The organism is Dyella kyungheensis (assembly GCF_049913195.1).
GTDB lineage: Bacteria > Pseudomonadota > Gammaproteobacteria > Xanthomonadales > Rhodanobacteraceae > Dyella > Dyella kyungheensis.
Map to the genome: position 1 here is coordinate 3474016 of NZ_CP183983.1, position 26338 is coordinate 3500353.

The following is a 26338-nucleotide window of genomic DNA, read 5'->3' on the forward strand; positions in this document are numbered from 1 at the left end:
TGTAGGAGCGCACCCTGTGCGCGACCCAACCTTGCCATGACGCAAGTTCGGTCGCGCACAGGGTGCGCTCCTACAGAGATATTCAGACCTTGCGGCGCTCGCGAATCACCTCGATCAACGCCTGCGTCGACGCATCCAGACCGGCAACACTCTTCGCCCCGCTCTCATCCAGCGCCGGCAAGATCTGCCGCGCGATCGACTTGCCCAGCTCCACGCCCCACTGGTCGAACGCGTTGATGCCCCACAGGTGGCCGAGCATGAACACCTTGTGCTCGTACAGCGCGATCAGCGCGCCCAGGCTTTCCGGCGTCAGCGCATCCAGCAGCATCACCGTGCTCGGACGATCGCCGGGGAAGGTGCGTTGCGCGGCCAGCACGCGGCGTTCTTCGTCCGACCCGCTCTTCGCCTCGGCGAGCGCCTCGTCGAACGTCTTGCCAAGCGCCAGCGCGGCCGCCTGCGCGAGCAGGTTCGACAGCAGCGCTTCGTGATTGGCGGTGAGATCGTGCGCGGGCTTCACCACGCCGATGAATTCCAGCGGCACGGTGTCGGTGCCCTGATGCAACGACTGGAAATACGCGTGCTGCGCATTCGTGCCCACGCTGCCCCACACCACCGCCGAGGTGGGCTGCGCCACCGGCTGGCCCTGCTTGGTCACCTGCTTGCCCAGGCTCTCCATTTCCAGCTGCTGCAGATACGAGGTGAGATCGGTGAGCAGATCCGCGTAGGGAATCACAGCACGACTGCCGCGGCCCTGTGCATCGCGGTTCCAGTACTCCACCAGGCTCAGCAACACCGGCAGGTTTTCCGACCACGCCGCGCTGCGGAAATGATCGTCGACCAGCGCGGCGCCCTTCAGGAACTGATGGAAGTTGTACGAGCCGATCGACAGCGCCAGCGACAAACCCACCGCCGACCACACCGAGAAACGGCCGCCGACGAAGTCCCACATCGGATACACCTGCGCCGCCGGCACGCCCCACTTCTCCGCTTCGGCCACGTTGGCGCTCACCGCCAGGAAGTGCCGCGACACAGCCGCGTTGTCGCCGTCGTAGGCACGGCTGATCCAGTCGCGCATGACGTTGCCGTTGAGCAGCGTTTCCTGCGTGGTGAACGTCTTGGACACCACGATCACCAGCGTGCGCCTGGGATCGAGCTGATGCATCAGCTCATAGGCCGACTGGCCATCGACGTTGGTGAGGAAATGGCTGCGCAGGCCGGGCACGTGATACGGCGTCAGCGCACGCACGGCGAGGCGGGGCCCGAGATCCGAGCCGCCGATGCCGATGTTGACGATGTCGGTGATGCCGGGCGCCACGCCAAAGGCGGTGGCGTCGCCGAGTTCGACGGCCTTGGTCAGCGCATCGATGCGCTGCAGGGTCTGCGCGATTTCCTTCAGCGCATCGCGCGGTGCAGGCGATGGCAGCTGCGAACCGGACGCACGCAGCGCGGTATGCAGTACCGGGCGGTCTTCGGAGGTATTGATGGCTTCGCCCGCGAACATGGCATCGCGTGCGGCCTGCCAGCCGCTGGCTTCGACATGCGCGCCCAGCGCATCGAGCGCGGACTGGTCGAGCTTCTGCCGGCTGAGGTCCAGCAGGATCGGCCCGAGCCGGTGTCGCAGCCGTTTGCCGCGCGCGGCGTCCTTCAGCAATTCACGCAGGTGGGTACCTGCCAGGCGATCGAGATGTTCTGCCAGAAAAGACGGACGGCGCTCGGACGACATGGGGGACTCATGCTCGGCGAAGGGAACGTCGATCTTACGCAGCTTCGCGCATCATGCGCCAGCAGATTGTTGCAGCGCATCCAGGCCCCGCTCGAAAGCGGGGCGGCAAACTTCAGGCAGCGGCCATCTGCTTGGGAATCGAGCGATTGGTGTGCGAGATGGCGTTGTTCGCATCCACGTACACCAGCGTCGGCTGGAACTGCTCCAGCTCGGCTTCGGACAACTGGCAGAACGCGGCGATGATGACCAGGTCGCCCGGCTGCGCGCGGTGGGCGGCGCTGCCGTTCACGGAAATGATGCCCGAGCCTTCTTCCGCACGCAGCGCATAGGTGACGAAGCGCTTGCCGTTGTTGATGTTCCACGCGTGGATCTGCTCATACTCGCGGATGCCCGACGCATCGAGCAGCAGGCCGTCGATGGCGATGGAGCCTTCGTAGTGGAGCTCGGCGTGGGTCACCGTGGCACGGTGAATCTTGGCCTTGAGCATGTTCAGGTTCATGACTTCAGTTTCCGGCAAATCGGTCTGCGTAGCTCGCCATTATCCAGCGGGGACACGCCGCGTCGCAACATGAGCCCCGTCAGGGCCTCAATGGGGTCGCTCAGTCGAAAGGCAAGTTGTCGATCAGGCGGGTGGAACCCAGCCGGGCCGCGATCAGGGCGACCAGGCCCTCGCTCTCGCCGTCGCCCGGCTCGGCCAGGTCCTCGGCGCGCCGGATGGCGGTGTAATCGGGCTCGAAACCGGCCCGGGCCAGCTTGGAGGCCGCCGCCTGTTCGACCACCGGCCAGGCGTGGCCCTTGGAGACCAGTTCGCGCATTTGCTGCAGGGTGGCGTAGATCTGCGGCGCCAGCTCGCGGTCGTCGGCCGAGAGGTACTGGTTGCGCGAGCTCAGGGCGAGGCCGTCGTCGGCCCGCAGCGTCGGTGCAGCCATGATCTTCACCGGCAGCGAGAGGTCGCGGACCATCCGCTCGATCACCTTCAGCTGCTGGAAATCCTTCTGGCCGAACACCGCCAGATCGGGCTGCACCAGGTTGAACAGCTTGCATACCACCGTGGCCACGCCATCGAAGTGGCCTGGGCGATGGGCACCTTCCAGCGTTTCGGTGAGCTGGGGCACGTGGATGCTTACGCTGTGCTCGGCACCGAACGGGTATAGCGTGGCCACATCCGGCGCGAACAACAGATCGCAATCGTGCTCGGCCAGGCCGACCTGGTCCTGCACCAGCGTGCGCGGATAGCGCTCGAAATCCTCGTTGGGGCCGAACTGGGTGGGATTGACGAACACGCTCGCCACTACCCGATCGGCGCGGGCACGGGCCAGCTTGATCAGCGAGTGGTGACCGGCGTGAAGGTTGCCCATGGTGGGCACGAAGCCCACGGTAAGGCCCTGGCCGCGCCAGCCGCGGATGGTGGCGCGGAGCGCCGCGGCGTCTTGCACAGTCTGCATGTCTGCTTTGCTCTGCTGTGTGGCTTCAGTCGAAGCCATGTTCCGGTGCCGGGAAGGCGCCACTGCGCACGTCCTCGGCATAGGCCGCGATCGCCGCAGCCACAGAATCGCGTCCTGCGAGGAAATCCTTGCTGAATTTGGGTCGCTTGCCGGGTGTCACAGCCAGCATGTCGTGCAGCACCAGCACCTGGCCGTCGCAATGCGGACCGGCGCCAATGCCGATGGTGGGAATGGAAACGGCGCGCGTGATGCGCTCGCCCAGGGCCGTCGGAATGCCCTCCAGCACCAGCAGGTCGGCACCGGCCGCCTCCACCGCCTTGGCGTCTTCCACCAGCCGGTCGGCGGCGTCCTGTGCGCGGCCCTGGATGCGGAATCCGCCGAACTTGTGCACGGATTGCGGCGTCAGGCCCAGGTGCGCGCAGACGGGAATGGCGCGCTCGACCAGGGCGGTGATCGCTTCGAGGATATGCGGCGAAGCGCCCTCGATCTTGACCATCGCCGCGCCGCCTTCGCCAACCAGCTGCGCGCCCGCTTCCAGCACGTGCGCCACGTCGCGATCGGCCATGAACGGCAGGTCGGCGATGAGCAGGGTGGCGTCGAGCCCGCGCGAGACGATGCTGGTGTGATAGACCATGTGGTCCAGCGTCACCGGCAGCGTGCTCTTGTGACCCTGGATCACCATGCCCAGCGAATCGCCGACCAAGGCCACGTCGATGCCGGCCATTTCCAGCTGCGCCGCGAAGCTCGCGTCGTAGCAGGTGAGCATCACGATGCGACGGCCTTCCGCCTTCATCGCGCGCAACGACGGTACGGTGACCGGCTTGCGCGTGGGTGCGTTCGCTTTTTGCGCGTACACGAAAATTCCTAGAACGGAGGCGGACGCGGATTATCCCGCCTGGAACGTGAAGGGCTCAAGCGAGTCGCTCGCAACCGGCGGTTTCCACCGCCGCCAGCAAGTCCGCCACCCGGCCCTGGCCCGCCAGCACCAGCCCGGGCGCCAGCTCGTTGAACGGCAACAGCACGAACGCACGCTCGGCGATGCGCGGATGCGGCAGCGTGAGGCGCTTGTCCGACAGCTCGACGCCATCCATGTACAGCACGTCCAGATCGAGCGTGCGCGGGCCCCAGCGTTCGCCGTCGCGTACGCGCCCTGCAGTCCGCTCGATGCCCAACAGCCCATCCAGCAGGTCGTGCGGCGAAAGTGTCGTGTCGATGCGCGCCACCGCATTGATGAAAGCCGGTTGCTCGAGCACGCCCCAGGGCGGCGTCAGGTACAGCGACGAGCGCTCAAGCAGACGCGTGTATGGCAGGCGATCCAGCGCATCTAATGCGCCCAGCACCTGGCCGCGCGCATCGCCGAGATTGCTGCCCAGTGCGATGAATGCGAGCGTCACGCAGGATCGGACTTGTTGCCCGCCTTCGAGGTCGGCTTGCGGCGGCGACGCTTGCGCGGCTTGGCTGCGGGGGCACTGCTTTCCGCACCGCCTGCACTACCGGACAAGGCCGCCGCCAGCGTTTCGTGCGGCAGTTGCTGCGCGTGCTGCCACCATGCGCCCAGTTCACGCACCGCCGGCGATTCGGCCGCGCGCAGCAGCAGAAAGTCGAACGCGGCGCGAAAGCGCGGATGCGCCATCAGGCGGAACACGCGCTTGCGCTGCACTTGTTCGAAGCGCGGCTGCATGCCCCAGATTTCTTCCATGGTGAGCGTGAAACGGCGCGGAATCGCCACGCGCTGGCACTGCTCGGCGATGACGTGCGTGGCGGCACGCTCCCAGGCGGCCACCGGCTCCATCTCCTTGGTGATCCAGGTATGCGCAAGATCGCGCACCTCGCCCCACAGCAGTACTGCAAACAGGAAAGCCGGCGTCACCGATTTGCCTTCGGCCACGCGCGCATCGGTATTGGCCAGGCCCTGCTCGATCAAGGCGCGCAGCGCCTTGTCGCCGCGCTTGAGCGCACGCGCCGTGGCCGGAAACATGAACTTCAGCAGGCCGGTCTGTTCGAGCATGTGGAAGCTCTTCAGGCCGTGGCCGGAAAGGAACAGCTTGAGCGATTCGTCGAACAGGCGCGCCGGCGCGGCGTCGCCCAGCAGCGGCCCCAGCTCGTCGAACGGCGCGGCGGCGGCCTTGTCGATGCGGAAATTGAGCTTCGCGGCCAGCCGCACGGCGCGCAGCATGCGTACCGGATCTTCGCGGTAACGCGTCTCCGGATCGCCGATCAGGTGCAGCACGCGATCTTCCACGTCCTGCATGCCGCCGACGTAGTCGCGCACCGAGAAATCGCTGATGTCGTAGTAAAGCGCGTTGACGCGGAAGTCGCGGCGGATGGCGTCCTCTTCGATCGAGCCCCATACGTTGTCGCGGACGATGCGGCCGTCGACGATATGGCGGTCGCCCTCGCCTTCTTCCTCGCCGGTGCCGCGGAAGGTGGCCACTTCGATGATCTCCGGCCCGTACACCACGTGGGCGAGACGGAAGCGGCGACCAATCAGGCGCGAATTGCGGAAGAGTTTCTTGACCTCATCGGGCGTGGCGTTGGTGGCCACGTCGAAATCCTTGGGATGGCCGCCCAGCAGGAGGTCGCGTACCGCGCCGCCGACCAGATAGGCCTGGTAGCCCGCCTCATTGAGGCGGTAGAGCACGCGCAGCGCGGCCTTGCTGATGTTCTTGCGCGAAATCACGTGCTGCTCGCGCGGAATGATGCGCAATGCAGGCGTGGCGTTGGTCCTTGCGTCGTGATTCAAGCGGTTTGGATCCTTGCAGGCGCTTGGCGCCATTCAAAGCGATCGATTGCGGCGCATCGTTCCGCCGCCTCCACATTCCACCGTGCCCATGGGCTGGTGGCCGTCCGCCCGGTCGGTCCGTGAGCCCCTGAGGCCATTGCCGGGCGAAGCAATTCCGCTATACTAGCGCGCTCCGGTGCATTTCGCTCCCTTCGTCTAGTGGCCTAGGACACCGCCCTCTCAAGGCGGGAACACGAGTTCGAACCTCGTAGGGAGCGCCACTTCCGGCCTGGCACGGGCCCCGGCTCATTCAAGACAGGCACGAGAGCGTATGACTTTTGTCGTCACCGACAACTGCATCAAGTGCAAATACACCGACTGCGTCGAGGTTTGCCCTGTCGACGCCTTCCACGAAGGCCCCAACTTCCTGGTGATCGATCCGGACGAGTGCATCGATTGCACCTTGTGCGAGCCCGAGTGCCCGATCAACGCGATCTATCCCGAAGACGACGTGCCCGCCGGGCAGGAAAGCTTCACGGCGCTGAACGCGGAGCTGGCCAAGAGCTGGCCGGTGATCACCGAGCGCAAGGACGGCCTGGCCGACGCCAAGGACTGGGAAAACAAGCCCAACAAGCTCGACCTGCTCGAACGCTGAGCTTGGGCGGCGGCCTTCGCGGCCGACGCGTTCAGGCATAAAAAAACGCCGCCCTCGGGCGGCGTTTTTGTTGCTCGCAAGGCTGCGGATCAACCGCCGCCCATGCGGCCCTTGAGGGTATCGACCACCTTGGCCACGGCCGCGGCATCGCCCTGCGCGCGCACTTCGCTGGCCTTCTCGCCGCTGGTGCCGATAGTCACCAGGACCTGGTGCGGGGTGGCACCCGGGGCGTCGGCCGACTGCTTGGACTTGCCGTTGAACATGCTGCTGAAGAAGCCCTTCTTCTGGGTGGGCTGATCCGAAGCGACCACGCTCAGGGTGTAGGTGTGAGCGGCGTCGTCATGGCCGACCACCTGGCCGATATCGCCATTCTCCAGGGCCTGGCCCACGCGACGGTAGGTGTTGTCGACATTGTCGGCCAACACGAAGCCGTCGGCGATCTGCTGGCTGGCAGCGCCCACGCGCGCGGTGGCGCCGTTGGCGGTCGGGTTGTTGGCGCCCGCTTCCGGAATGACCAGCGCAGCGCTGGTGGACGGCGTATCCAGGCCCGGCGGGATTTCCAGCGGCGTTTCCTGTTTGGCGGTTTCCCAGGCCTTCTGCGAACGGAACATGCCGCAGCCGGAGAGCAGCAAGGCAGACAGGGCCAGTACCGGCAGGGCCACGACAAGCGGGGATTTCTTCATGTAAGCAGATTCCGTAGGAGTATCAGTTGCCCGAAATGTCAGGCCGCATTCGCCAAGGATGCCAGACCCGCCAGCGCTTCGCGAAGTCGCGCGCGGTCCGGACCATCCTCCAATTCAACCAGGGGCAGGCGCGGCACCGCCAACCCCAGCCCCAGCGAGGGCAACCCGGCCTTCACCGCGATCGGGTTCGGCGCGCAATTGAGCGCCGAAACCAGCGGCGCCAGCATGGCGTCGCAACGCTGTGCCTCGGCGCGGTCACCCGCCGTGGCAGCATCGCACAGCATGCGGAACGCACGAGGCACCAGATTGGCTACCACCGAGATCGTCCCCGCACCGCCAACGAGCATCGCCTTGCAGGCCGTGCCGTCGTCACCCGACAAATAGACGAAATCCGGACGCGCAAGTTCCGCGATGGCGCGGATTCGCTCGTCGCTGCCCTGCGCTTCCTTCAGGCCGACGATGGCCGGATGGTCGCGCAGCGCCGCCACCGTCTCCGGCAGCAGGTCGCACGCGGTGCGGGTGGGCACGTTGTACAGCAGCACCGGCAGGCCGCCCTGCTCGGCCACTTCCAGGAAATGGCGGCGCAGGCCTTCCTGCGTGGGTCGCACGTAGTAAGGCGCCACCACCAGCGCCGCATCGGCGCCCAGGCTCTTGGCGCGACGCGTGAGCGCCACGGTCTTGGCCGTGCCGGCCTCGCCCGTGCCGGCGATCACCGGGATGCGACCGGCCACCCGCTCCACGGCAAACGCGAGCAGACGCTCGTATTCGTCGTGTTCGAGCATATGCGCTTCACCGGTGGAACCCGCCACCACCACGCCTTCGGTTCCGCCGTCGATCTGGTAATCCAGCAGCTTGCCGAAAGCCGCAAGATCAAGCGCCCCGTCCGCCGTGAACGGCGTGACCAGCGCACAGATGCTTCCGCGAATGTTCAAGGCCGACTCCGGCTGAAACTCAAACCCTGCATGTTACTGGAAAAGCCTCTCGCGCCAATACGGACGCCGCAATAACCCGGCCTCGCCTTATTCGTCTTCCGTTGCGGGGGTGTTGAGACCCCGAGATCCGGCCTGCGACGGTGGTGTTGTTGGGAGGAAAAACCTTACTTGCGGGTCTCCGGCGGCGGCAAGTAAGCTCGACCGATGTGCTTTCTTGACCCGCATCGTGCGGGAGCGCCACAGGTGGACTCCTTGAACCGTTCTTCCGCGCGCACCGGCAGCGACAACCAGTTGCTGATCCAGACCCTGACTCCCTCCTCCAGCGCGCCCCTGCTCACGCTGGCCAAACGCATCGCCGAAGCCGGCTGCAACCTGGCCGATGCGCGGGTGGCTTCGCTCGGCGCCGATACCTCGCTGACCCTGCTCGCCACCGGCGCATGGGACGCCGTGGCCAAGCTCGAAACCGCGCTGGCCAAGACCGCCCGCGACGAAGACCTGCGGCTGTCGTTCTATCGCACCGGTCCGCGCGAACATCACTCGCATCTGCTGCCGTATCTGATCGAGGTGATTTCGGCGGATCGCCCGGGCATCCTGGTCAAGATCATCGACTTCTTCGACCGCCGCGACATCGTCATCGAGCAGCTGAGCTCGCTGCGCTACCAGGCGATGCAGACCGGTGCGGACATGTTCCAGGCGCAGATCACCATCGGCATTCCGGCGGCCACGCATATCGCCGCGCTGCGTGATGATTTCCTGGAATTCTGCGATGGCCTGAACCTCGACGCCATCATGGATCCGGTGAAATTCTGAGCGGCGGATGTCGCACGCAAAACCAGAGATTCCGGCGTGCTCGCCGGGTCCTTGAGCATGCTCCCTGAGGCGTCCTGCTGCAAGGACTGTCATTCCCTACACGGCAAGCGCTAGTCTCTGACCCCAAGAGCAGTACCGGAGAGAGGGCATGCAGCAGGCGGGTCGATTTGCACCGATCGCAGGGCGAGCCCTGACCGCCTTGGCACCCACCTCCGCTGCCTCGTTTCCCTTGATCGACGACACCCAGTCGAAGCCGGCCACGGCTTCGCAGGAGAACCTATGCCCGAAGTTGGCAAGAAAGTCCCCAAGCTCAAAGGCCTCACCGGCGATGGCAGCGAACTGAAGCTGGACAGCCTGAAGGGCCAGTGGGTGGTGGTGTACTTCTACCCGAAGGACAGCACCCCCGGTTGCACCAACGAAGCGAAAGATTTCCGCGACCTCTATCCGAAGTTCCAGAAGCGCCATGCGCAGATCATCGGCGTCTCGCGCGATTCGGTGAAATCCCACGCCAATTTCGCCACCAAGCAGGAGCTGCCGTTCCCGCTGCTTTCCGACCCCGACGAAACCTGGTGCAACGCCTTCGACGTGATCCACGAGAAGGTGCTGTACGGAAAACGTCACATGGGTGTTGTACGAAGCACTTTCCTGATCGATCCCGAAGGAAGGCTGGCCCAGGAATGGCGCAACGTGAAAGTCCCGGGGCACGCCCAGGCCGTGCTCGACGCCATTCCCGCCCAGTGACCCGCGACCGCCCCTTTCGCCATGCCGCTACCCGTCCCTGCGGACGAATCCTTCCCGTGCATGGCACCCCGGCCGTTTCGGCCGACTTCCCGCGGCATGCCGCATGCCGCGGTTCTTCCACCTCGCACTCCAAAGAGGTTTCTTCCGTATGACCGGAAGCAAGCGCATCTACGCTCTCGACACCAATGTGTTGCTGCACGATCCGACTTCGCTGTTCCGCTTCGAAGAGCACGATGTCTTCATTCCCATGACGGTGTTGGAGGAACTGGACGAAAAGAAAAAGGGCGCCTCCGAGGTTTCGCGCAATGGCCGCCAGGTCAGCCGCTTCCTCAATGAACTGATCGTGCGCGGCAACGGCCACGGCATCAGCAACGGCTTGGAACTGACCAATCCGGAAGGCGTCAATCTCAAGCGCGGCGGCGCGGTGGGCCGGCTGTACTTCCAGCAGCGCACCACCAACGGCCACGGCAAGGCGGACAACCTGATCCTGTCGGCGGTGATCGAACTGCGCGACCAGAACCCCGAGCGCTCGGTGGTGCTGGTCAGCAAGGACATCAACCTGCGCATCAAGGCCAAGATCTACGGCATCGATGCGGAAGACTACGAAAACGACCGCGCGCTGGATGACTTTGCACTGCTCTACACCGGCTCCACCGAGCTGGGCGAGGATTTCTGGGACAAACACCCCGAAGTCCAATCGTGGAACGAACGCGGACGCACCTTCTACAAACTCGACCGCCGCGACGACGAGGACTGGTATCCCAATCAGTGCCTGTTCCTGCCCGGTGACAACAGCGTGGAACTGCGCGTGCTGCACGTGGACGATGCCAAGGCCACGCTGGTGCTGCTGGACGATCACAGCCACGCCAATCACGCCGTGTGGGGCATCGCGGCGCGCAACCGCGAGCAGAACTTCGCGCTCAACGTGCTGATGGATCCGGATGTCGATTTCGTCACCCTGCTCGGCACGGCAGGCACGGGCAAGACGCTGCTCGCGCTCGCCGCCGGCCTGGCGCAGGTGATGGACCAGCAGCGCTATCGCGAAATCATAATGACGCGCGCCACCGTCTCGGTGGGCGAAGACATCGGCTTCCTGCCCGGCACGGAGGAAGAAAAGATGACGCCATGGATGGGCGCGCTCACCGACAACCTCGAAGTGCTCGCCAACCCGGAGGAAGGCGGCAGCTGGGGACGCCAGGCCACCAACGACCTGCTCGCCTCACGCATCAAGATCCGCTCGCTGAACTTCATGCGCGGCCGCACCTTCCTCTCGCGTTATCTGATCATCGACGAGGCGCAGAACCTGACGCCGAAGCAGATGAAGACGCTGATCACGCGTGCAGGCCCGGGCACCAAGATCGTCTGCCTGGGCAACGTCGAGCAGATCGATACGCCCTACCTCACTGAAACCACTTCGGGCCTCACTTACGCGGTGGATCGCTTCAAGCACTGGGAGCATTCGGCGCATATCACCTTGCGTCGCGGTGAGCGTTCGCGGCTGGCGGATTTTGCGTCGGAAGCGTTGTAGCGTCAGCTCGTCATTCCGGCGCAGGCCGGAATCCAGGGAGACAACGCCATGGATGGCAAAAGGCCTTGCGTGTACATGCTTACCAGCAAACAAAATGGCACGCTGTATGTTGGTGTGACGAGCAATCTGATAAAGCGTGTATTTGAGCATCGAAGTGAAGCCGTTGCGGGCTTCACTTCGAATTATCACGTTTATGACCTCGTGTGGTACGAGCTGCATGAAACGATGGAATCGGCCATTCTTCGCGAGAAGCAGGTCAAGCAATGGAAGGGTGCTTGGAAGCTACGGCTTATTGAAGGCGAAAATCCCGAATGGCGCGACCTTTACCAAACGTTGCTGTAACTGGATTCCGGCCTGCGCCGGAATGACGAGCGGGGAAGGCTTTCGCACTTGATCGTCATTCCGGCGCAGGCCGGAATCCAGTAGCGACCACGCCCAACATCGCGATAATTCATACGCAAGAAAGGCAAAGACGCTAATCATGCCCCACACCGCCCCACCCATCGCCCTCACCATCGCCGGCTCCGACTCCGGTGGTGGCGCCGGTATCCAGGCCGATCTGAAAACCTTTCACGCACGCGAAGTGCACGGCCTCTCGGTGATCGCAGCGATCACCTCGCAGAACACGCAGGGCGTGACGGCGGTGCACTCGGTTCCGCTTAAACACATCCGCAGCCAGTTGGACGCCGTGTTCGACGACTTCGCCATCGGTGCGGTGAAGACCGGCATGCTGGGAAGTGCCTCCGTCACGAAACTCGTGGCGAAGGAGATGCGTACGCGCAAACCCGCATGGCTGGTCGTCGACCCCGTGATGATCTCCACCAGCGGCGCGCGACTGCTCGACGAAGACGCCGTGCAGGCCATGGTGGAAGAACTCATTCCATTGGCCGACGTACTCACGCCCAATCTGCCCGAGGCCGAAGCCCTGCTCGGCAAAAAACTGCGCAAGGCGCAGGATTTCGACCGTGCCGGCAAGGCCTTGCTGGCCCTTGGCGCACGCGCTGTGCTGCTGAAAGGCGGCCATTCGGACGAGCGCCAGGTGATCGATCGTTTCTACGACGAAAGCGGCGTGATGGAGCTGCGCCACCGGCGCCTCCCCATCGAGGGTCATGGCACCGGCTGCACGCTGGCCTCGGCCATCGCGGCCGAACTGGCCAAGGGCAACGCGCCACGCTCGGCCGTACGCCGCGCCGTGGCTTATGTGCAGCGCGCGCTGGAGCGCAGCTATCGCCCCGGCGGCGGCGAGGTGCACGTGCTCGGCCATTGATGCGGCCAATCCGCACGGCCGCTGAACCGGCGCCCGAGCGGGCGGGCGTGCAGGGAGTAGAATGCGCGCTTCGCTCCCCGCCATGTCCCGTCCATGATCCTTGCCCCGCGCCTCGTGCTGTTGATCCTGTTTGCACTGTTCGCACTGTGCGTGCTGCTGGTGCATCTGCGCGGACGCGCCAGGCTGCGCTTCGATCGGCAGCTGGTCGATCATTCGGCGGTATTCGCGCCGTACAACCTGCTGATGTACGCGTTCTCCGCGGTGCCGGCCACGCCGATCCTGGATCGCCGCGGCTTCCCCCAGCTGGATCTGCTGCAGGCGAACTGGCAGGCGATTCGCGAGGAAGCCCTGCACTTGTTCGACGAGGGCTACATCCGCGCGGCGGAGAAGAACAACGATGCGAGCTTCAACAGCTTCTTCAAGCAGGGCTGGAAGCGCTTTTATCTCAAGTGGTACGGCGAACCGCTGGCCTCGGCCGAAACGCTTTGTCCGCGGACGGTGGCCCTGCTCAATGCCATTCCCAGCGTGAAGGCGGCGATGTTCGCCCTGCTGCCGCCGGGCAGCAAGCTCAACCCGCACCGCGATCCGTTTGCCGGTTCGCTGCGCTATCACCTGGGCCTGATCACGCCGAACTCGGAAGACTGCCGCATCTTCGTCGACGGCGAGATGCACAGCTGGGGCGACGGCAAGGACGTGGTGTTCGACGAAACCTACGTGCACTGGGCGGAGAACCGTACCGACCAGACGCGGGTGATCCTGTTCGCCGACGTCGAGCGTCCGTTGCGCACGCGTTTCATGAACGCCATCAATCATCGCGTGGGTGCCTTCATGGGCAAGATCACCGCGTCACCCAACACCGAATCGCCGGAAGAGAAGACCGGCTTCGTCAACCGCGTGTTCGCGCTCAACCAGCGCAGCCGCGAGCGCAATCGCGCCTTCAAGAAGAAGCACCCCAAGCTGTTCCGCGTGGCGAAGTACATCGGCATGCTGGTGCTGATCTGGATCATCTTCCTGGCGCCGTGGCCGTTCTTCCGCTGAGCTGTCACGAAGCCTGAGTCCCGCGCGTCTTTGATGTGTCTTCCCCCAGGAGAACGCCATGGACGCCGCCACCGCCACCTTCCAGAAGTACCGACCGCGCCTGCTCGGCCTGGCCTATCGCATGCTGGGTACCCAGGCGGATGCCGAGGACGTGCTGCACGATGCCTGGCTGCGCTGGCATCAGCAGGACACACAGGCGCTGGACGAGGCCGAGGCCTGGCTGGTCACCGTCACTACGCGCCTGGCGCTCGACCGCCTGCGCCGCGCCAAGACCGAACGCCAGCACTACACCGGCCCCTGGCTGCCCGAGCCGCTGGTGCAGGAGACGGAACAACCGGAAGCGGAACTGGAGCGGGTGGAGAGCCTCAATCTTTCCTTCCTCGCCCTGCTCGAACGCCTCAGCCCCGACGAACGCGCCGCGTTCCTGCTGGTCCAGGTATTCGATTACAGCCACGCTGAAACCGCGCACATGCTGCAGATCAGCGAGGATGCCTGCCGGCAGCGCGTGCATCGCGCGCGTCAGCGCCTGCGCGAGGGGCGTCCGCGGTTCACGCATGCGCCCGAGGTGCAGCGCCGGCTGCTGGAGAAATTCCGCGACGCATTGGAAACCGCCAGCGTCGAATCGTTGCAGGCGCTGTTCGCGGAAGACGCCGTGCACCTTGCCGATGGCGGCGGCAAGGCCCGGGCCACGCTGCGTCCGCTGCACGGCGCCGAACGCGTGGTGCGGCTATACAGCATCATCGCGCAGCGTTATCGCGACTACGCCATCGTGCATCGCCTGCAATGGCTTAACGGTGCGCCCGCCTTGCTCACCTGGCTGGGAGCGAAACTCGTCACCGTGGCCTGGATCGAAACCGACGGCGAGCGCATCACCAGCATCCACTCGCTGCGCAATCCGGAAAAACTCGCCCGATTGGAAGCTGTCACGAATCCGCAGGCTGGTACGTCCTTGTCTTGAACGGCCACGGTGGCCGCACCCCAAGGATCCCGTCATGTCCAAGCGTCTTTCGATCATGAAGCATTTCCCGAACCTCAAGCCGCTGCTCGACTTCAGCGCAGCGATGCATCAGCTCGGCCTCGAGCGCCCGCTGGTGGAACTCGTGCTGATGCGCGTCTCGCAGATCAACGGCTGCGCCTATTGCATGGACATGCACAGCAAGGACGCGCGCGCCGCGGGCGAAACCGAGCAGCGCCTGTACGTGCTGGCCGGCTGGCGCGAAGCGTCGTTCTACAGCGAGCGCGAACGCGCGGCGCTGGACTGGGCCGAAGCGGTCACCCGCCTTGGCGAGCACGGCGTGTCGGACGATGTATACGACCGCGCCCGCGCAGCGTTCAGCGAGGAAGAGCTGCTGAACCTCACCCTGGTGATCGGCATGATAAACACCTGGAACCGTGTCAACGTGGCGTTCCAGACGCCGGCCGGCAGCTACCAGCCGGCCAAGCAGGCTGCCTGAGCCACAAAAAAAAGCCCCTCGTTCGAGGGGCTTTTCATTTCACGAGTGGAGCAGCGATCAGCCCTTCACGCGCTTCACGAGGGCGTCGCCGAAGCTCGACGTGCTGCCCTTGCCGCCGATGTCCGGCGTGACGCTGTCGCGGTCGTTGACCATGGTGTCGCGGATCGCGTTGCGCAGCTTGTCGCCCTTCTCCACCATGCCCAGGTGATCGAGCATGTCGGCCGCGGCCAGCAGCAGCGCGCACGGATTGGCGATGCCCTTGCCGGCGATGTCCGGCGCCGAGCCGTGCACCGCTTCGAAGATCGCCGCTTCGGTACCGATGTTGTCGCCCGGAGCCAGGCCCAGGCCGCCCACCAAGCCGGCGCACAGATCCGAGAGGATGTCGCCGAACAGGTTGGTGGTGACGATCACATCGAACTGTTCCGGCTTCATCACCAGCTGCATGCAGGCGTTGTCCACGATCATCTCGTTGAACTCGATCTGCGGGTATTCCTTGGCGATTTCGCGCGCCACGTTGAGGAACAGGCCCGAGGCGGTCTTGATGATGTTGGCCTTGTGCACGGCCGTGACCTTCTTGCGGCCCTTCTTCACGGCCAGTTCGAAGGCGTAGCGCACGATGCGGCTCGAACCCTTGCGCGTGTTGCGGATCATCGAGATGGCGGTTTCGCCGTCTTCGGAAATCGACTGGCCTTCGGACAGGTACGCGCCTTCGGTGTTCTCGCGCACCGTGATGATGTCGATGTTGTCGAAGCGCGCCTTGGTGCCCGGGAAGCTGATCGCCGGACGCACGTTGGCGTACAAGTCGAAATGACGGCGCAGGGTCACGTTGATGGAGGTGAAGCCGCCGCCCACCGGGGTGGTCAGCGGGCCCTTCAGGGCCACCTTGTGCTTGGCGATGGCGTCAAGCGTCGGCTGCGGCAGCAGGTCGCCGCTCTTTTCCAGCGCGACCATGCCGGCATCGACGAATTCATAGGACAGGCCGCAGTCCAGGGCGTCGAGCACACGCAGCGTGGCGTTCATGATCTCGGGGCCGATACCGTCGCCCGGAATCACGGCAATGGTCTTGCTCATGGGGACACTCCTTGGGATATGAATCGAGCAACCCTGTGGCGGGGTACGACAGGGCTGCAAATCCCGTCGATTATCCCCGATGCGGCGCGATGCAGCCAGAGCGGAGGGCCCGGCCGCCGATGCAAATCCTCGCACGCAGCATTGAATAAACTCGCATGCGTCAACGGGGCGGCAAGGAGGGAGCCGCCCCGAGGCAAGATCAGGCGTGACTGGCGCAGTCCGCCGCGGGCGTAGCGCCCTCGTCCGATTCCAGCTGGTCCAGGAAATCCACCGCCCTGCGCAGGTGCGGGATCACGATGGAGCCACCCACCACCAGGCCGACGCTGAAGGTTTCGAAGAATTCTTCGCGGGTGACGCCCGCTTCCTTGCACTGGGCCACGTGGTAGCTGATGCAGTCGTCGCAGCGCAGCACCATGGAGGCGACCAGGCCGAGCAGCTCCTTGGTCTTCACATCCAGCGCACCGGGCTTGTAGGTCTGCGTATCGAGCGCAAAGAAACGGCGGACGACCTGGTTGTCCTCCGACAGGATGCGCTCGTTCATGCGCTGGCGAAATGCCGTGAATTCGGCGACGCGATCCTTGCCGGTCTCATCCTTGGGTGCGCTCATGCATTGATCTCCAGCAGTTCGGCGAGCTTGCCACTGCGGTCGGCAGCGACGAGATCGTCGAAACCGCCCACATGATGGTCGTTGATGAAAATCTGCGGCACCGTGCGGCGGCCGCCGCTGCGGGCCAGCATCAGGTCGCGCTGCGCCGGATCCAGATCGATGCGCACTTCGCTCCACTCCAGCCCCTTGGACTTGAGCAGGTTTTTGGCAGACACGCAGTACGGACATACCGCGGTGGAATAGACCTCAATCTTGGGCACGACACACTCCGAAAATCTGGGAACCCTACGGCAGCCCTACATGGGGTCGGCCAAGGGGTAAACAACGGTGAAGACGGGTGAACTGACACGGCCACCTGCTGTCTCTAATGCTATTGTCGCTGACCTATGCGCATGGCACCACGCCCCGAGCCGGAAACAGCCCGTTTCCCCCTCAAGAAGGGGGGCAAACCCGTTGGGCGGACTAACGAAAACGGAACACATGACCACGCAAAGCCTGCGGGCAGGACGCCCATGAGCCGCTTCACGCCCACCCGCCTGCTGACCGCCCTGCTCTGCGCCGGTCTCACCTTCGGCGCGGCCGCGCAGGACAAGGACGTGCGCCTGCCCGATCTGGGCAGTTCGGCCAACGCCCTGATCTCGCCGCAGGAAGCACAGGAGTACGGCGCGGCCATGCTGCGCCAGATGCGTGCGCTGGACATGGTGGTCGACGACCCCATGCTGGACGACTACATCAACGACCTGGGCTATCGCCTGGTCTCCGGCAGCGAAAAGCCGAAGGAGCATTTCTCCTTCTTCATCGCGAAGGAAAACGTGATCAACGCGTTTGCCGCTCCCGGCGGCTATATCGCGGTGAACTCGGGCCTGATCATCATCACCAACAGCGAAAGCGAGCTGGCCGGCGTGATGGCCCACGAAATCGGCCATATCACGCAGAACCACCTGCAGCGCGCGTTCGAGGCGTCCAAGAAGGACACGCCGCTGATGGCCCTGATCCTGTTGGGCGCGCTGGCCGCGGGTGCGGGCGCCGGCGCGGGCGATGCCGCCGGCGCCATCCTAATGGGCGGCCAGGGCATGTTGATGCAGCGCCAGATCAACTTCACCCGCAAGGACGAGATCGAAGCCGACCGCGCCGGCATTCAGACGCTGTCCAACGCCGGCTACGACCCCAATGCCATGGCTTCGTTTTTCGGCCGCATGGAAGACACCCTGCGCGTGGGTTCGGGCGGTGAGATCGGCGACGTGCCGGCGCTACTGCAGGATCACCCGGTCAGCCTGGACCGCATCAGCGACGCCAAGGCGCGTGCCGGCGCCCTGATCGCCCAGCAGAAACAGCGCCCCAACGGCTCCACGCTCGACAAGAGCCAATGGGAAAAGAGCACCGCGCCGATCGCCTTCGTGAAAGACCCCACCGCCATCGCCACCCGCGACAGCAAGGGCGGACTCGATGTGTACCTGCTGATGCGCGAACGGGTTCGCGTGCTGTCCGGCGATCCCGGCCAGTTGGCCACCTACTACGCCACCAACCTGCAGAACGAGCGCGGCTTCGACACGCCCTCGAATCGCTATGGCTACGCCTTGGCGCTGATCCGCAGCAACCGTGGCAGCAAGGCCATCGAAACATTGCAGCCCGTGCTTGCCGCGCACCCGGATAGCCAGGTCGTCCAGCTCGCCATGGCCGATGCCAAGTTGCAGGCCGGGCGCCGCGCCGAGGCCCTCACCCTGTACTCCGGGCTCAACCAGCAATCGCCGCGCAATCGCGCCATCGCCATGGGCTATGCCAAGGCGCTGACCGACGCCGGCTCGCCCGACGAAGCCAGGCAGGCTGCAACCATGCTGATGCCGATGCTGGACAACAACGACGAGCCGGAGCTCTACCGGACCTACGCCCGCGCCTCCGAGAAAGCCGGCGATCCGGTGCGCTCCGGCGAGGCCTATGCCGATGCCTCCTACCTCTCGGGCCGCCCCTTCGACGCCATGGAGCAGCTCAAGAGCCTGCTCAAGCGCCCCGACCTCGACTACTACTCCCGCGCCCGCATCCAGGCCCGCATCAACGACCTGACCCCGCTGGTGATGGAATTGCGCAAGCGCCGCATCCAGACCGACGACAACCCCGACGGCCGCAGCCAGCAGCTGCAGAACAGCGGGAGCTGCCAGGGGCGGCTGTGCTTCGGCGCACCTGTGCGCTGATTTCAGGCCCGAATGAGACGAAAAGCGCACGATGTTGTTGTGATCATGTGAAATGTCATCCGGGCGTAACATTGGACCGCTGCAATAAATGCGTCACAGCCCCTCCCCCAGCGGACCCAACGTGTGCACAAGCGCATCCTGATTGTCGAAGACGAAGCTTCGATCCGCGACATGGTCGCCTTTGCCCTGCGCAAGGCCGGCATGGACGCCGTTCACGCCGCTGACGCGCGAGCCGCCCAACTGGCCATCGCCGAACAGGTACCCGACCTCATCCTGCTCGACTGGATGCTGCCGGGCACCAGCGGTCTCGACCTCGCGCGCCGCCTGCGCAAGGAAGAGCTGAGCCGCGAGGTCCCGATCATCATGCTCACCGCCCGCGGCGAGGAGATGGATCGCGTCAACGGCCTGGAAGCGGGCGTGGACGACTACGTGGTCAAGCCGTTCTCCACCCGCGAACTGGTGGCCCGCATCAAGGCCGTGCTCCGCCGCAGCCAGGGCGACGACGGCTCGGGCATGGTGGAACTGGGCGGCCTGCGCATCGACGGCCCGGCGCACCGCGTGTTCGCCGGCGACGACCCGGTGACCATCGGCCCGACCGAATACCGCCTGCTGTATTTCTTCATGACGCACCCCGAGCGCGTGTATTCGCGCGCGCAGCTGCTCGATCACGTGTGGGGCGGCAGCGTGTACGTGGAAGAACGCACCGTGGACGTGCATATCCGCCGGCTGCGCAAGACGCTCGAACCGTGGAAGCTCGATGACATGGTGCAGACCGTGCGTGGCGCCGGCTATCGGTTTTCCGCCAGCGTCTGACCTTCCTATTGCGGGAACGAAAGCTTTTGCCGATGCTGGCGAACCGCCAGCCCGGCACGACCGAAACCTCCCCTATGCCACCGACCTTCGACCGCTCCTGGAAGCTGCCGGCCGCGCTGATCGCCGGACTGCTTGCGGGCGCAGCCGCGGGATGGCTTGCGGGAGGTTACGTGGCCACCGGTTTGGCGTTGGTCGCGGCGGTCGAAATCGTCTTTCTGGTGACCCGAATCCGTCATCAAGCACAGCTCATGATGACGCAAAATCCAACGCCGGCCTCCCTCCAGCATGACCGTTTCATGACGCGCTCCCGCCGAATCGCTTCCAGTTTGCGTGACCTGCGCAGTGCCGCCGGCAGTCTGCCGGACGCCGTCGTGCTGCTCGACAACGAGCAGCACGTGCGCTGGTTCAACCATGCTGCCGAAGACCTGCTCGGCCTGCGCCGTCCGCAGGACCGCGGCGCGCACCTGGACGAACGCCTGAGCACCACCGAGCTGGCCACCTGGTTGAAGGAAGGCGCGCGCGAACCGCTCAACGACGTCGCCGCACCGGGCCATCCCAATCGCCATATCAATGTGACGTTGCTGCCGTTCGGCCGTCGCCAACGCCTGCTGCTGGCGCGCGACATCAGCCATCTCACGCGCCTGGAACAGATTCGCCGCGATTTCGTCGCCAACGTGTCGCACGAATTGCGCACGCCGCTGACGGTGATCCACGGCTACCTCGAACTGCTCGATCCGGAAGACGTGCCGGAACTCGCTCCGGTGCTCAACGAGATGCGCGCGCAGTCCAAGCGCATGGGCCAGATCGTGGAAGACCTGCTCACGCTCTCGCGCCTGGAAACCCAGGAGCACGTGCAGGACGAGCGTGTGCAGATGACGCCACTGCTCGCCACCATCCGCAAGGAAGCCGAAGCGCTGAGCCAGGGCCGTCACCAGATCACGGTGGAATCCACCGCCGAAGCGGACCTGCTCGGCTCGGTGAAGGACTTGCACAGCGCGCTCTCCAACCTGGTGAGCAACGCCGTGCGCTACACGCCCACCGGCGGCCGCATCAGCATCCGCTGGCGCCGCACCTCCGAAGGCGCGGTCTACTCGGTCACCGATACGGGCTACGGCATTCCCGCTTCGCACCTGGCGCGTCTCACCGAACGCTTCTACCGCGTCTCCTCCAGCCGTTCGCGCGAAAGCGGCGGCACCGGCCTGGGCCTGTCCATCGTCAAGCACGTGCTGAACCTGCATCAGGCCCGCCTGGACATCCAGAGCGAACCGGGCCAGGGCTCCACCTTCTCCTGCTGGTTCAGCGCCGAACGTCTGCTCGCACCGGGCGTAGGCGATCCGGACTGAGATCGGCGCCTGCAAGCGCAAGCCGCGTTTCAGCTGAACGAGCGTCACACTACGCGGCACTGCGCCATGTAACAAAGCGCGGTATCGGCCAGAATGCACGGATGCGTCGCAAGCCCGCCACCCCGCCACCGATCGTCGACCGCGCTGCTCCCGAGCTGTTTCTCAGCCGCGAGCTGGCCGCGCTCGAATTCAATTTCCGCGTGCTGGCGCAGGCGCGCGACGAACGCATTCCGCTGCTGGAACGGCTGCGTTTCCTCAGCATCGTGGCCAACAACCTCGACGAATTCTTCGAGGTGCGCGTGGCCATGCTCAAGCATCACCACATGTTCGGCTCGGCCGCGCCCGGCCCGGACGAGCTGTCGTCGGGCGAGTTGCTGACACGCATCCGCACGCGCGTGCTCGACCTGGTCGATCAGCAGTACGACACCTGGCAACACGAACTGCGGCCGGCACTGGATGCGGAGAACATCCATTTCCTCACCCGCGACAGCTGGACGGCGCGCCAACGGCGGTGGCTGCAGGGTTATTTCGAAAACGAAGTGATGCCGGTGCTGTCGCCGCTGGGCCTGGACCCGGCGCATCCGTTCCCCCGCATCCTCAACAAGACACTCAATGTGGCGGTGGTGCTGAAGGGGCGCGATGCGTTTGGCCGCGAAGGCCATATGGCGCTGGTGCGTGCGCCGCGCTCGCTGCCGCGCATCATCCGGCTGCCGAACGAGGTATGCGACGGCGGCGATCACTACATCTTCCTGGCCGAGTTGCTGCAGGGCTTCGTCGACCTGATGTTCCCGGGCTTCAAGGTGGCCGGCTCGTATCAGTTCCGCGTCACGCGCAACAGCGAACTGATGGTGGAAGAGGCCGAGGTGGACAACCTCGCCCGCGCGCTGAGCGAAGAACTGATCGGCCGCGGCTATGCACGCCCGGTGCGGCTGGAGATCGGCAACGACTGCCCCAAGGCGATCGTGGCCATGCTGATCGCCAACTTCGAGCTGGAAGAAACGGACGTCTATCGTTGCGACGGTCCGGTCAACATCATCCGCGCCGGCACCATCTACGACGGGCTGGATCGTCCGGAGCTGAAATTCCCGCGTTTCATCGCGCAGCTGCCGGCCGCGTTCAACGGCAGCCGCTGCAAGTTCGAAGTGCTGCGCCAGCGCGACGTGCTGCTGCACCATCCGTACGAATCGTTCGCCACCGTGGTCGATCTGCTGCGCCAGGCATCGCAGGATGCCTCGGTCCTCGCCATCAAGCAGACGCTTTATCGCGCCGGCGCCGACACCCCACTGGTGGATCTGCTGGTCGAAGCGGCGCGCAATGGCAAGGACGTCACCGTGGTGATCGAGCTGCGCGCGCGCTTCGACGAAGAGGCGAACATCCGTCTCGCCACGCGTCTGCAGGAAGCCGGCGTGCAGGTGGTGTACGGCGTGGTCGGCTACAAGACTCACGCCAAGATGCTGCTGATCGTGCGCCGCGAGGATGAGGTGCTGCGCCGCTATGTGCATTTGTCCACCGGCAACTATCACCAGGGCAACAGCCGCAGCTATACCGACATCGGCCTGATGACCGCCGATCCTGGCATCGGCGAGGATCTGCACAAGGTCTTCCAGCAGCTTTCCGGGCTGGGCCCGATGATCGAGCTGAAGCATCTGCTGCATTCGCCGTTCACGCTCTACCGTTGCGTGCTGGCCAAGATCGAGCGTGAGACGGCGCACGCGCAGGCCGGCCGGCCGGCGCGCATCGTGGCCAAGCTCAATGCGCTCAACGAAGCCCACGTCATCTCGGCGCTCTACCGCGCCTCGCAGGCGGGCGTGGAAATCGACCTGATCGTGCGCGGCGCCTGCACCCTGCGTCCCGGCGTGCCCAGCGTCTCCGAGCGCATCCGCGTGCGCTCGATCGTGGGCCGTTTCCTCGAGCACAGCCGCGTCTACTGGTTCGGCAACGACGGCTCGCCCGAGATTTATTGCGCCAGCGCCGACTGGATGGAGCGCAACCTCAAGCGCCGCATCGAAGTAGCCTTCCCCATCCTCGATCCGGTATTGGCCGCGCGCGTCTACGACGAAACCCTGGCCAATTACCTCGCCGACAACACCGAGGCGTGGTTGCTGGACGACGACGGTCGCTATGCCCGGGCCACGCCGGGCGACGAGCCGCCGCACAGCGCGCAGCAGTGGCTGCTGGAGAAGCTCACGCCAGGCACGGTGTAGCGCGGAAAAATTCGCGCTACTCGCCCCGGGTCCCGCGTGAGAGAATTCACCCTCTGCAGCCCGGAACGAGCCCCGCATGAGTCATGGCGATCAGATCCAGATCAAGGACGGCGAACTGATCGCTGCCGTCGACATGGGCTCCAACAGCTATCACATGGTGGTGGCGCGCGTGGAACACGGCGAGCCCCGCGTGATCGATCGCCTACGTGAAACCGTGCGCATGGCCGCCGGCCTGCGCGCCGACGGCACCCTGGATGCCGAACATCGGGCACGCGCGCTCAACTGCCTGGCACGCTTTGGCCAGCGCATCGCCGGCGTGCCTTCCAGCCGCGTGCGCGCGGTGGCCACCAACACGGTGCGCCGGCTGGCCTCGCCGCAAACCTTCCTCACCGCGGCGGAAGCCTCGCTCGGCCATCCGGTGGAAATCGTCTCCGGCCGCGAAGAGGGTCGCCTGATCTTCCTGGGCGCCTCGCACGACCTGCCCGCGTCGCGCGAGAGCCGCCTGGTGATCGACGTGGGCGGCGGCAGCACCGAGTTCATCATCGGCCGCGGCTTTGCGCCGATGCATACGGAAAGCGTGCAGGCCGGCTGCATTGCCTCGACGCTGCGCTTCTTTCCCGGTGGCAAGCTCAACCGCAAGCGCTGGCAGCGTGCCAACAACGAAATCGGCGTGCTGCTGCAGCAGTTCGCCGAGGACTATCGCGAATCGGGCTGGGTGGAAGCGTTCGGTTCGTCCGGCACCGCCAAGGCCATCGGTTCGGTGGTGCATGCCATGCGCTTCTCCGACGATGGCATCACCCCATCCTCGCTGGCGCAGCTGCGCGACGCCCTGCTCGCACAAGGCCAGATCGAAGCGCTCAAGTTGCCCGGCCTGGCGGACGATCGCGCGCCGGTGATCGCCGGCGGCGTGGTGATTTTCGAAGCCGCGTTCGAAGCCTTGGGCATCGAACGCCTGCGGGTCTGCGAAAGCTCGATGCGCGAAGGCCTGTTGTGGGATCTGCTGGGCCGCGCCGGCGGCAGCGATCCGCGCACCGCCAGCGTCGATGCACTGGCCAACCGCTACGGCGTCGACCGCGCCCAGGCACGCCGCGTGGAATCGACCGCGTTGATGTTCTTCGACCAGATCGCACGCTTCTGGAAGCTGGATGCCGAAGCGCGCGAGTGGCTTTCCTGGGCGGCGCGCGTGCACGAGATCGGCCTGGCCATCGCGCACAGCCAGCACCACCACCATGGCGCCTACATCCTGCGCAACGCCGACCTGGCCGGCTTCTCGCGGCAGGAACAGCAACTGCTGGCGGCCATCGTGGAATCGCATCGCCGCAAGCCGGACAAGGCCACCTTCTCCGCGCTGCCGCAGCGCTACCGGCAGCTGGCGCGCTACATCACCGCCCTGCTGCGCTTGGGCGTGCTGTTCCGCCGTGCGCGCCGCGCCGAGTCGCTGCCGCAGATGCAGCTGGCTGCCACCGCCCAGCGCCTGCGGCTCACCGTGCCCTCCTCCTGGCTGGACCAGCACCCGCTCAGCGAGGCCGACCTGGAGCAGGAGCAAGCCCCCTTGAACGAGCTGGGCCTGCTGCTGGAAGTCCATCCATCCTGACCTTTGACGGTACGGGCCGCTCAGAGGCCCGGCCATGGGACCACTTCGCCGCGTATGATGTCCTGATGCCCAACGCCGCCCGCCCTGCCATGCACCGACTCCTGCTCGCTACCACGCTCCTGCTGCTTCCCTCCGCCGTGCTGCTGGCCCAGGCCACCAAGCCCGCCACCACCGCGCCCGCCGCGGCGCATCCGCAGGTGGTGCTGCACACCTCGCAGGGCGACATCACGCTGGAGCTCTATCCCGACAAGTCGCCCAAGAGCGTGGCGAACTTCCTGCAGTACGTGCGCGACGGCTTCTACAGCGGCACCGTGTTCCACCGCGCCATCCCCGGTTACCTGGTGCAGGGTGGCCTGTACACGCGCGACCTGCAGGCCAAGCGCACGCGCTCGGCCATCCCCAGCGAAGCGGACAACGGGCTCTCCAATCTGCGTGGCACTGTCGCCGTGGCGCGCGGTGCCGATCCGAATTCCGGCACGGCGCAGTTCTTCTTCAACCTGGTCGACAACCGCCGCCTCGATTTCGTCGGCAACCAGAGCGGCCTGACCTGGGGCTATGCCGTGTTCGGCAAGGTCATCAAGGGCATGGACGTGGTCGACAAGATGGCTGCCCTGCCTACCCGCGGCCTGGGACCGTTTGCCGGCGACGTGCCCAACCCACTGGTGGTGATCGACAGCGCCAGCGTGGTGGGTGAAGAACCTGCCGCCACGCCCGCACCGACCCAAGCTGCGCCTGCAACCAACGAACCCGCCAAGAAATCGGGCGGCAAGAAGGGCTGAGCAGCATGGCAATCCTGTTTATCGCCGACCTGCATCTGGACGATAGCCGTCCGGAGATCACGGGGCTGTTCGAATCGTTCCTGGCCAGCGACGAGGCGCGCTCGGCCGACGCGGTCTACATCCTCGGCGACCTGGTCGAAGCATGGATCGGTGACGACGACGACGCCGAGCTGCCCAGCCGCATTGCGCGCGCCACCCGGGCGCTGAGCGAACACGGCGTGCCCGTCTACTTCATCGTGGGCAACCGCGACTTCCTGCTCGGCCAGGATTTCGCCGAGCGCGCCGGCTTCAGCCTGCTTGAGGACGGCACCGTCCACGAACTGTACGGGCGCCCCACCCTGCTGATGCACGGCGACGTGCTGTGCACGGACGATGTTGCCTACCAGACGATACGCAAACAGGTGCGCACGCCGGAATGGAAGGCGCAGATCCTGGCGATGTCGCTGGATGCGCGCCGCGCGTTCGCCGCCAAGGCGCGCGCCGACAGCAAGGCGCATACGGGCAGCAGCATGGAAACCATCATGGACGTCAACGCCGACGCCGTTGCCGACACCATGCGCAAGGCCGGGGTGACCCGGCTGATCCACGGCCACACGCACCGCCCCGCCGTCCACCGCTTCGATCTGGATGGCCAGACGGCTGAACGCATCGTGCTGGGCGACTGGTACGAACACGGGTCGGTGTTGCGCGTCACGCCGGAAGGCGTGGAACTGCAGGGCCTCGCACTCTCTTGATGCCCC

General features: G+C 65.4%; 27 protein-coding genes and 1 tRNA gene. 17 read left to right on the plus strand and 11 right to left on the minus strand.

Annotated features, from left to right (window positions below; genetic code table 11):
* Positions 1–82: 82 nt before the first annotated feature.
* The 6 genes from pgi to pcnB form a co-directional block, all read right to left on the minus strand.
* The gene (pgi, locus tag ACN9MB_RS15670) at positions 83–1723 is read right to left on the minus strand and encodes a glucose-6-phosphate isomerase (protein WP_426269537.1); all 1641 of its coding nucleotides are present in this window, start codon (positions 1721–1723) and stop codon (positions 83–85) included.
* A gap of 112 nt (positions 1724–1835) precedes the next feature.
* A complete protein-coding gene (gene panD / locus ACN9MB_RS15675; RefSeq protein ID WP_046971832.1) occupies positions 1836–2222 on the minus strand; it encodes an aspartate 1-decarboxylase in 387 nt (128 codons plus the stop codon).
* A 100-nt stretch (positions 2223–2322) separates the two neighbouring features.
* Positions 2323–3168: a pantoate--beta-alanine ligase gene (panC, locus tag ACN9MB_RS15680; RefSeq protein WP_204634192.1), complete on the minus strand. Its 846-nt coding sequence runs from the start codon at positions 3166–3168 to the stop codon at positions 2323–2325.
* Between the two features lie 25 nt (positions 3169–3193).
* A complete protein-coding gene (gene panB / locus ACN9MB_RS15685; protein WP_239535227.1) occupies positions 3194–3961 on the minus strand; it encodes a 3-methyl-2-oxobutanoate hydroxymethyltransferase in 768 nt (255 codons plus the stop codon).
* Between the two features lie 118 nt (positions 3962–4079).
* Positions 4080–4562 carry a 2-amino-4-hydroxy-6-hydroxymethyldihydropteridine diphosphokinase gene (gene folK / locus ACN9MB_RS15690; RefSeq protein WP_426269538.1) on the minus strand — a complete coding sequence of 161 codons (483 nt, stop codon included), beginning with the start codon at positions 4560–4562 and terminating at the stop codon, positions 4080–4082.
* Positions 4559–5911: a polynucleotide adenylyltransferase PcnB gene (gene pcnB, locus ACN9MB_RS15695; protein ID WP_204634189.1), complete on the minus strand. Its 1353-nt coding sequence runs from the start codon at positions 5909–5911 to the stop codon at positions 4559–4561. Before pcnB ends, folK begins: the two co-directional genes overlap by 4 nt.
* 184 nt (positions 5912–6095) lie before the next feature.
* On the opposite strand from pcnB, the gene ACN9MB_RS15700 reads away from it, so the two are divergent.
* Together ACN9MB_RS15700 and fdxA are read left to right on the plus strand one after the other, a co-directional pair.
* A tRNA-Glu gene (locus ACN9MB_RS15700) sits at positions 6096–6171 on the plus strand.
* A 50-nt stretch (positions 6172–6221) separates the two neighbouring features.
* Positions 6222–6545: a ferredoxin FdxA gene (fdxA, locus tag ACN9MB_RS15705; RefSeq protein WP_046971836.1), complete on the plus strand. Its 324-nt coding sequence runs from the start codon at positions 6222–6224 to the stop codon at positions 6543–6545.
* Between the two features lie 89 nt (positions 6546–6634).
* Here fdxA and ACN9MB_RS15710 read toward each other — a convergent pair whose 3' ends face one another.
* Both ACN9MB_RS15710 and dapA read right to left on the minus strand, forming a co-directional pair.
* Positions 6635–7228: a hypothetical protein gene (locus tag ACN9MB_RS15710; RefSeq protein ID WP_204634188.1), complete on the minus strand. Its 594-nt coding sequence runs from the start codon at positions 7226–7228 to the stop codon at positions 6635–6637.
* A 38-nt stretch (positions 7229–7266) separates the two neighbouring features.
* Complete coding sequence (gene dapA / locus ACN9MB_RS15715) at positions 7267–8160, minus strand: 4-hydroxy-tetrahydrodipicolinate synthase (RefSeq protein WP_204634187.1); 894 nt, start codon at positions 8158–8160, stop codon at positions 7267–7269.
* Between the two features lie 204 nt (positions 8161–8364).
* Between dapA and ACN9MB_RS15720 the strand changes: the two genes are divergently transcribed.
* The 8 genes from ACN9MB_RS15720 to ACN9MB_RS15755 all read left to right on the plus strand — a co-directional run bounded on the left by ACN9MB_RS15720 (position 8365) and on the right by ACN9MB_RS15755 (position 14998).
* On the plus strand, positions 8365–8970 hold the full coding sequence (locus ACN9MB_RS15720) for a glycine cleavage system protein R (RefSeq protein ID WP_426269539.1): 606 nt from the start codon (positions 8365–8367) through the stop codon (positions 8968–8970).
* Positions 8971–9249: 279 nt separating this feature from the next.
* On the plus strand, positions 9250–9711 hold the full coding sequence (locus tag ACN9MB_RS15725) for a peroxiredoxin (RefSeq protein ID WP_204634185.1): 462 nt from the start codon (positions 9250–9252) through the stop codon (positions 9709–9711).
* 148 nt (positions 9712–9859) lie between these two features.
* A complete protein-coding gene (locus ACN9MB_RS15730; RefSeq protein WP_204634184.1) occupies positions 9860–11239 on the plus strand; it encodes a PhoH family protein in 1380 nt (459 codons plus the stop codon).
* A 48-nt stretch (positions 11240–11287) separates the two neighbouring features.
* Positions 11288–11581 carry a GIY-YIG nuclease family protein gene (locus tag ACN9MB_RS15735; RefSeq protein ID WP_426269540.1) on the plus strand — a complete coding sequence of 98 codons (294 nt, stop codon included), beginning with the start codon at positions 11288–11290 and terminating at the stop codon, positions 11579–11581.
* 139 nt (positions 11582–11720) lie between these two features.
* Positions 11721–12506, plus strand: a complete 786-nt coding sequence (thiD, locus tag ACN9MB_RS15740; RefSeq protein WP_426269541.1) for a bifunctional hydroxymethylpyrimidine kinase/phosphomethylpyrimidine kinase — start codon at positions 11721–11723, stop codon at positions 12504–12506.
* Between the two features lie 93 nt (positions 12507–12599).
* Positions 12600–13544 (plus strand): aspartyl/asparaginyl beta-hydroxylase domain-containing protein, encoded by a 945-nt coding sequence (locus ACN9MB_RS15745; RefSeq protein WP_426269542.1) that lies wholly within the window; start codon positions 12600–12602, stop codon positions 13542–13544.
* Positions 13545–13602: 58 nt separating this feature from the next.
* Positions 13603–14502: an RNA polymerase sigma factor SigJ gene (gene sigJ, locus ACN9MB_RS15750; RefSeq protein ID WP_426269543.1), complete on the plus strand. Its 900-nt coding sequence runs from the start codon at positions 13603–13605 to the stop codon at positions 14500–14502.
* Between the two features lie 34 nt (positions 14503–14536).
* Entirely contained in the window at positions 14537–14998 is a 462-nt protein-coding gene (locus tag ACN9MB_RS15755) for a carboxymuconolactone decarboxylase family protein (RefSeq protein ID WP_204634179.1), read from the plus strand.
* 57 nt (positions 14999–15055) lie between these two features.
* Here the strand turns inward: ACN9MB_RS15755 and ACN9MB_RS15760 are convergent, their stop codons facing one another.
* The 3 genes from ACN9MB_RS15760 to grxC all read right to left on the minus strand — a co-directional run bounded on the left by ACN9MB_RS15760 (position 15056) and on the right by grxC (position 16936).
* Positions 15056–16069, minus strand: coding sequence for an isocitrate dehydrogenase (locus ACN9MB_RS15760; RefSeq protein ID WP_204634178.1), 1014 nt, complete (start codon positions 16067–16069; stop codon positions 15056–15058).
* A 199-nt stretch (positions 16070–16268) separates the two neighbouring features.
* A complete protein-coding gene (locus tag ACN9MB_RS15765; RefSeq protein ID WP_204634177.1) occupies positions 16269–16676 on the minus strand; it encodes a carboxymuconolactone decarboxylase family protein in 408 nt (135 codons plus the stop codon).
* Positions 16673–16936: a glutaredoxin 3 gene (grxC, locus tag ACN9MB_RS15770; protein ID WP_204634176.1), complete on the minus strand. Its 264-nt coding sequence runs from the start codon at positions 16934–16936 to the stop codon at positions 16673–16675. The genes ACN9MB_RS15765 and grxC overlap by 4 nt, the downstream gene beginning before the upstream one ends.
* Before the next feature lie 252 nt (positions 16937–17188).
* On the opposite strand from grxC, the gene ACN9MB_RS15775 reads away from it, so the two are divergent.
* The 7 genes from ACN9MB_RS15775 to ACN9MB_RS15805 all read left to right on the plus strand — a co-directional run bounded on the left by ACN9MB_RS15775 (position 17189) and on the right by ACN9MB_RS15805 (position 26332).
* Complete coding sequence (locus ACN9MB_RS15775) at positions 17189–18865, plus strand: M48 family metalloprotease (RefSeq protein ID WP_426269544.1); 1677 nt, start codon at positions 17189–17191, stop codon at positions 18863–18865.
* 123 nt (positions 18866–18988) lie between these two features.
* The gene (phoB, locus tag ACN9MB_RS15780; RefSeq protein ID WP_204634174.1) at positions 18989–19678 is read left to right on the plus strand and encodes a phosphate regulon transcriptional regulator PhoB; all 690 of its coding nucleotides are present in this window, start codon (positions 18989–18991) and stop codon (positions 19676–19678) included.
* A 74-nt stretch (positions 19679–19752) separates the two neighbouring features.
* Entirely contained in the window at positions 19753–21021 is a 1269-nt protein-coding gene (gene phoR / locus ACN9MB_RS15785) for a phosphate regulon sensor histidine kinase PhoR (RefSeq protein WP_204634173.1), read from the plus strand.
* Between the two features lie 101 nt (positions 21022–21122).
* Positions 21123–23225: a polyphosphate kinase 1 gene (ppk1, locus tag ACN9MB_RS15790; protein WP_426269545.1), complete on the plus strand. Its 2103-nt coding sequence runs from the start codon at positions 21123–21125 to the stop codon at positions 23223–23225.
* 76 nt (positions 23226–23301) lie between these two features.
* Positions 23302–24819: a Ppx/GppA phosphatase family protein gene (locus tag ACN9MB_RS15795; protein ID WP_204634171.1), complete on the plus strand. Its 1518-nt coding sequence runs from the start codon at positions 23302–23304 to the stop codon at positions 24817–24819.
* 89 nt (positions 24820–24908) lie between these two features.
* Positions 24909–25598 carry a peptidylprolyl isomerase gene (locus tag ACN9MB_RS15800; RefSeq protein ID WP_426271932.1) on the plus strand — a complete coding sequence of 230 codons (690 nt, stop codon included), beginning with the start codon at positions 24909–24911 and terminating at the stop codon, positions 25596–25598.
* A 5-nt stretch (positions 25599–25603) separates the two neighbouring features.
* Positions 25604–26332 carry a UDP-2,3-diacylglucosamine diphosphatase gene (locus ACN9MB_RS15805; RefSeq protein WP_426269546.1) on the plus strand — a complete coding sequence of 243 codons (729 nt, stop codon included), beginning with the start codon at positions 25604–25606 and terminating at the stop codon, positions 26330–26332.
* The last annotated feature ends 6 nt before the right edge of the window (positions 26333–26338 follow it).

Coding starts and splice junctions, on each gene's coding strand:
- pgi (WP_426269537.1), bottom strand. CDS start 1,723: ATGTCGTCCGAGCGCCGTCCGTCTTTTCTGGCAGAACATCTCGATCGC.
- panD (WP_046971832.1), bottom strand. CDS start 2,222: ATGAACCTGAACATGCTCAAGGCCAAGATTCACCGTGCCACGGTGACC.
- panC (WP_204634192.1), bottom strand. CDS start 3,168: ATGCAGACTGTGCAAGACGCCGCGGCGCTCCGCGCCACCATCCGCGGC.
- panB (WP_239535227.1), bottom strand. CDS start 3,961: ATGAAGGCGGAAGGCCGTCGCATCGTGATGCTCACCTGCTACGACGCG.
- fdxA (WP_046971836.1), top strand. CDS start 6,222: ATGACTTTTGTCGTCACCGACAACTGCATCAAGTGCAAATACACCGAC.
- ACN9MB_RS15710 (WP_204634188.1), bottom strand. CDS start 7,228: ATGAAGAAATCCCCGCTTGTCGTGGCCCTGCCGGTACTGGCCCTGTCT.
- ACN9MB_RS15720 (WP_426269539.1), top strand. CDS start 8,365: ATGTGCTTTCTTGACCCGCATCGTGCGGGAGCGCCACAGGTGGACTCC.
- ACN9MB_RS15725 (WP_204634185.1), top strand. CDS start 9,250: ATGCCCGAAGTTGGCAAGAAAGTCCCCAAGCTCAAAGGCCTCACCGGC.
- ACN9MB_RS15730 (WP_204634184.1), top strand. CDS start 9,860: ATGACCGGAAGCAAGCGCATCTACGCTCTCGACACCAATGTGTTGCTG.
- ACN9MB_RS15735 (WP_426269540.1), top strand. CDS start 11,288: ATGGATGGCAAAAGGCCTTGCGTGTACATGCTTACCAGCAAACAAAAT.
- thiD (WP_426269541.1), top strand. CDS start 11,721: ATGCCCCACACCGCCCCACCCATCGCCCTCACCATCGCCGGCTCCGAC.
- ACN9MB_RS15745 (WP_426269542.1), top strand. CDS start 12,600: ATGATCCTTGCCCCGCGCCTCGTGCTGTTGATCCTGTTTGCACTGTTC.
- sigJ (WP_426269543.1), top strand. CDS start 13,603: ATGGACGCCGCCACCGCCACCTTCCAGAAGTACCGACCGCGCCTGCTC.
- ACN9MB_RS15755 (WP_204634179.1), top strand. CDS start 14,537: ATGTCCAAGCGTCTTTCGATCATGAAGCATTTCCCGAACCTCAAGCCG.
- ACN9MB_RS15760 (WP_204634178.1), bottom strand. CDS start 16,069: ATGAGCAAGACCATTGCCGTGATTCCGGGCGACGGTATCGGCCCCGAG.
- ACN9MB_RS15765 (WP_204634177.1), bottom strand. CDS start 16,676: ATGAGCGCACCCAAGGATGAGACCGGCAAGGATCGCGTCGCCGAATTC.
- ACN9MB_RS15775 (WP_426269544.1), top strand. CDS start 17,189: ATGAGCCGCTTCACGCCCACCCGCCTGCTGACCGCCCTGCTCTGCGCC.
- phoR (WP_204634173.1), top strand. CDS start 19,753: ATGCCACCGACCTTCGACCGCTCCTGGAAGCTGCCGGCCGCGCTGATC.
- ppk1 (WP_426269545.1), top strand. CDS start 21,123: ATGCGTCGCAAGCCCGCCACCCCGCCACCGATCGTCGACCGCGCTGCT.
- ACN9MB_RS15795 (WP_204634171.1), top strand. CDS start 23,302: ATGAGTCATGGCGATCAGATCCAGATCAAGGACGGCGAACTGATCGCT.
- ACN9MB_RS15800 (WP_426271932.1), top strand. CDS start 24,909: ATGCACCGACTCCTGCTCGCTACCACGCTCCTGCTGCTTCCCTCCGCC.
- ACN9MB_RS15805 (WP_426269546.1), top strand. CDS start 25,604: ATGGCAATCCTGTTTATCGCCGACCTGCATCTGGACGATAGCCGTCCG.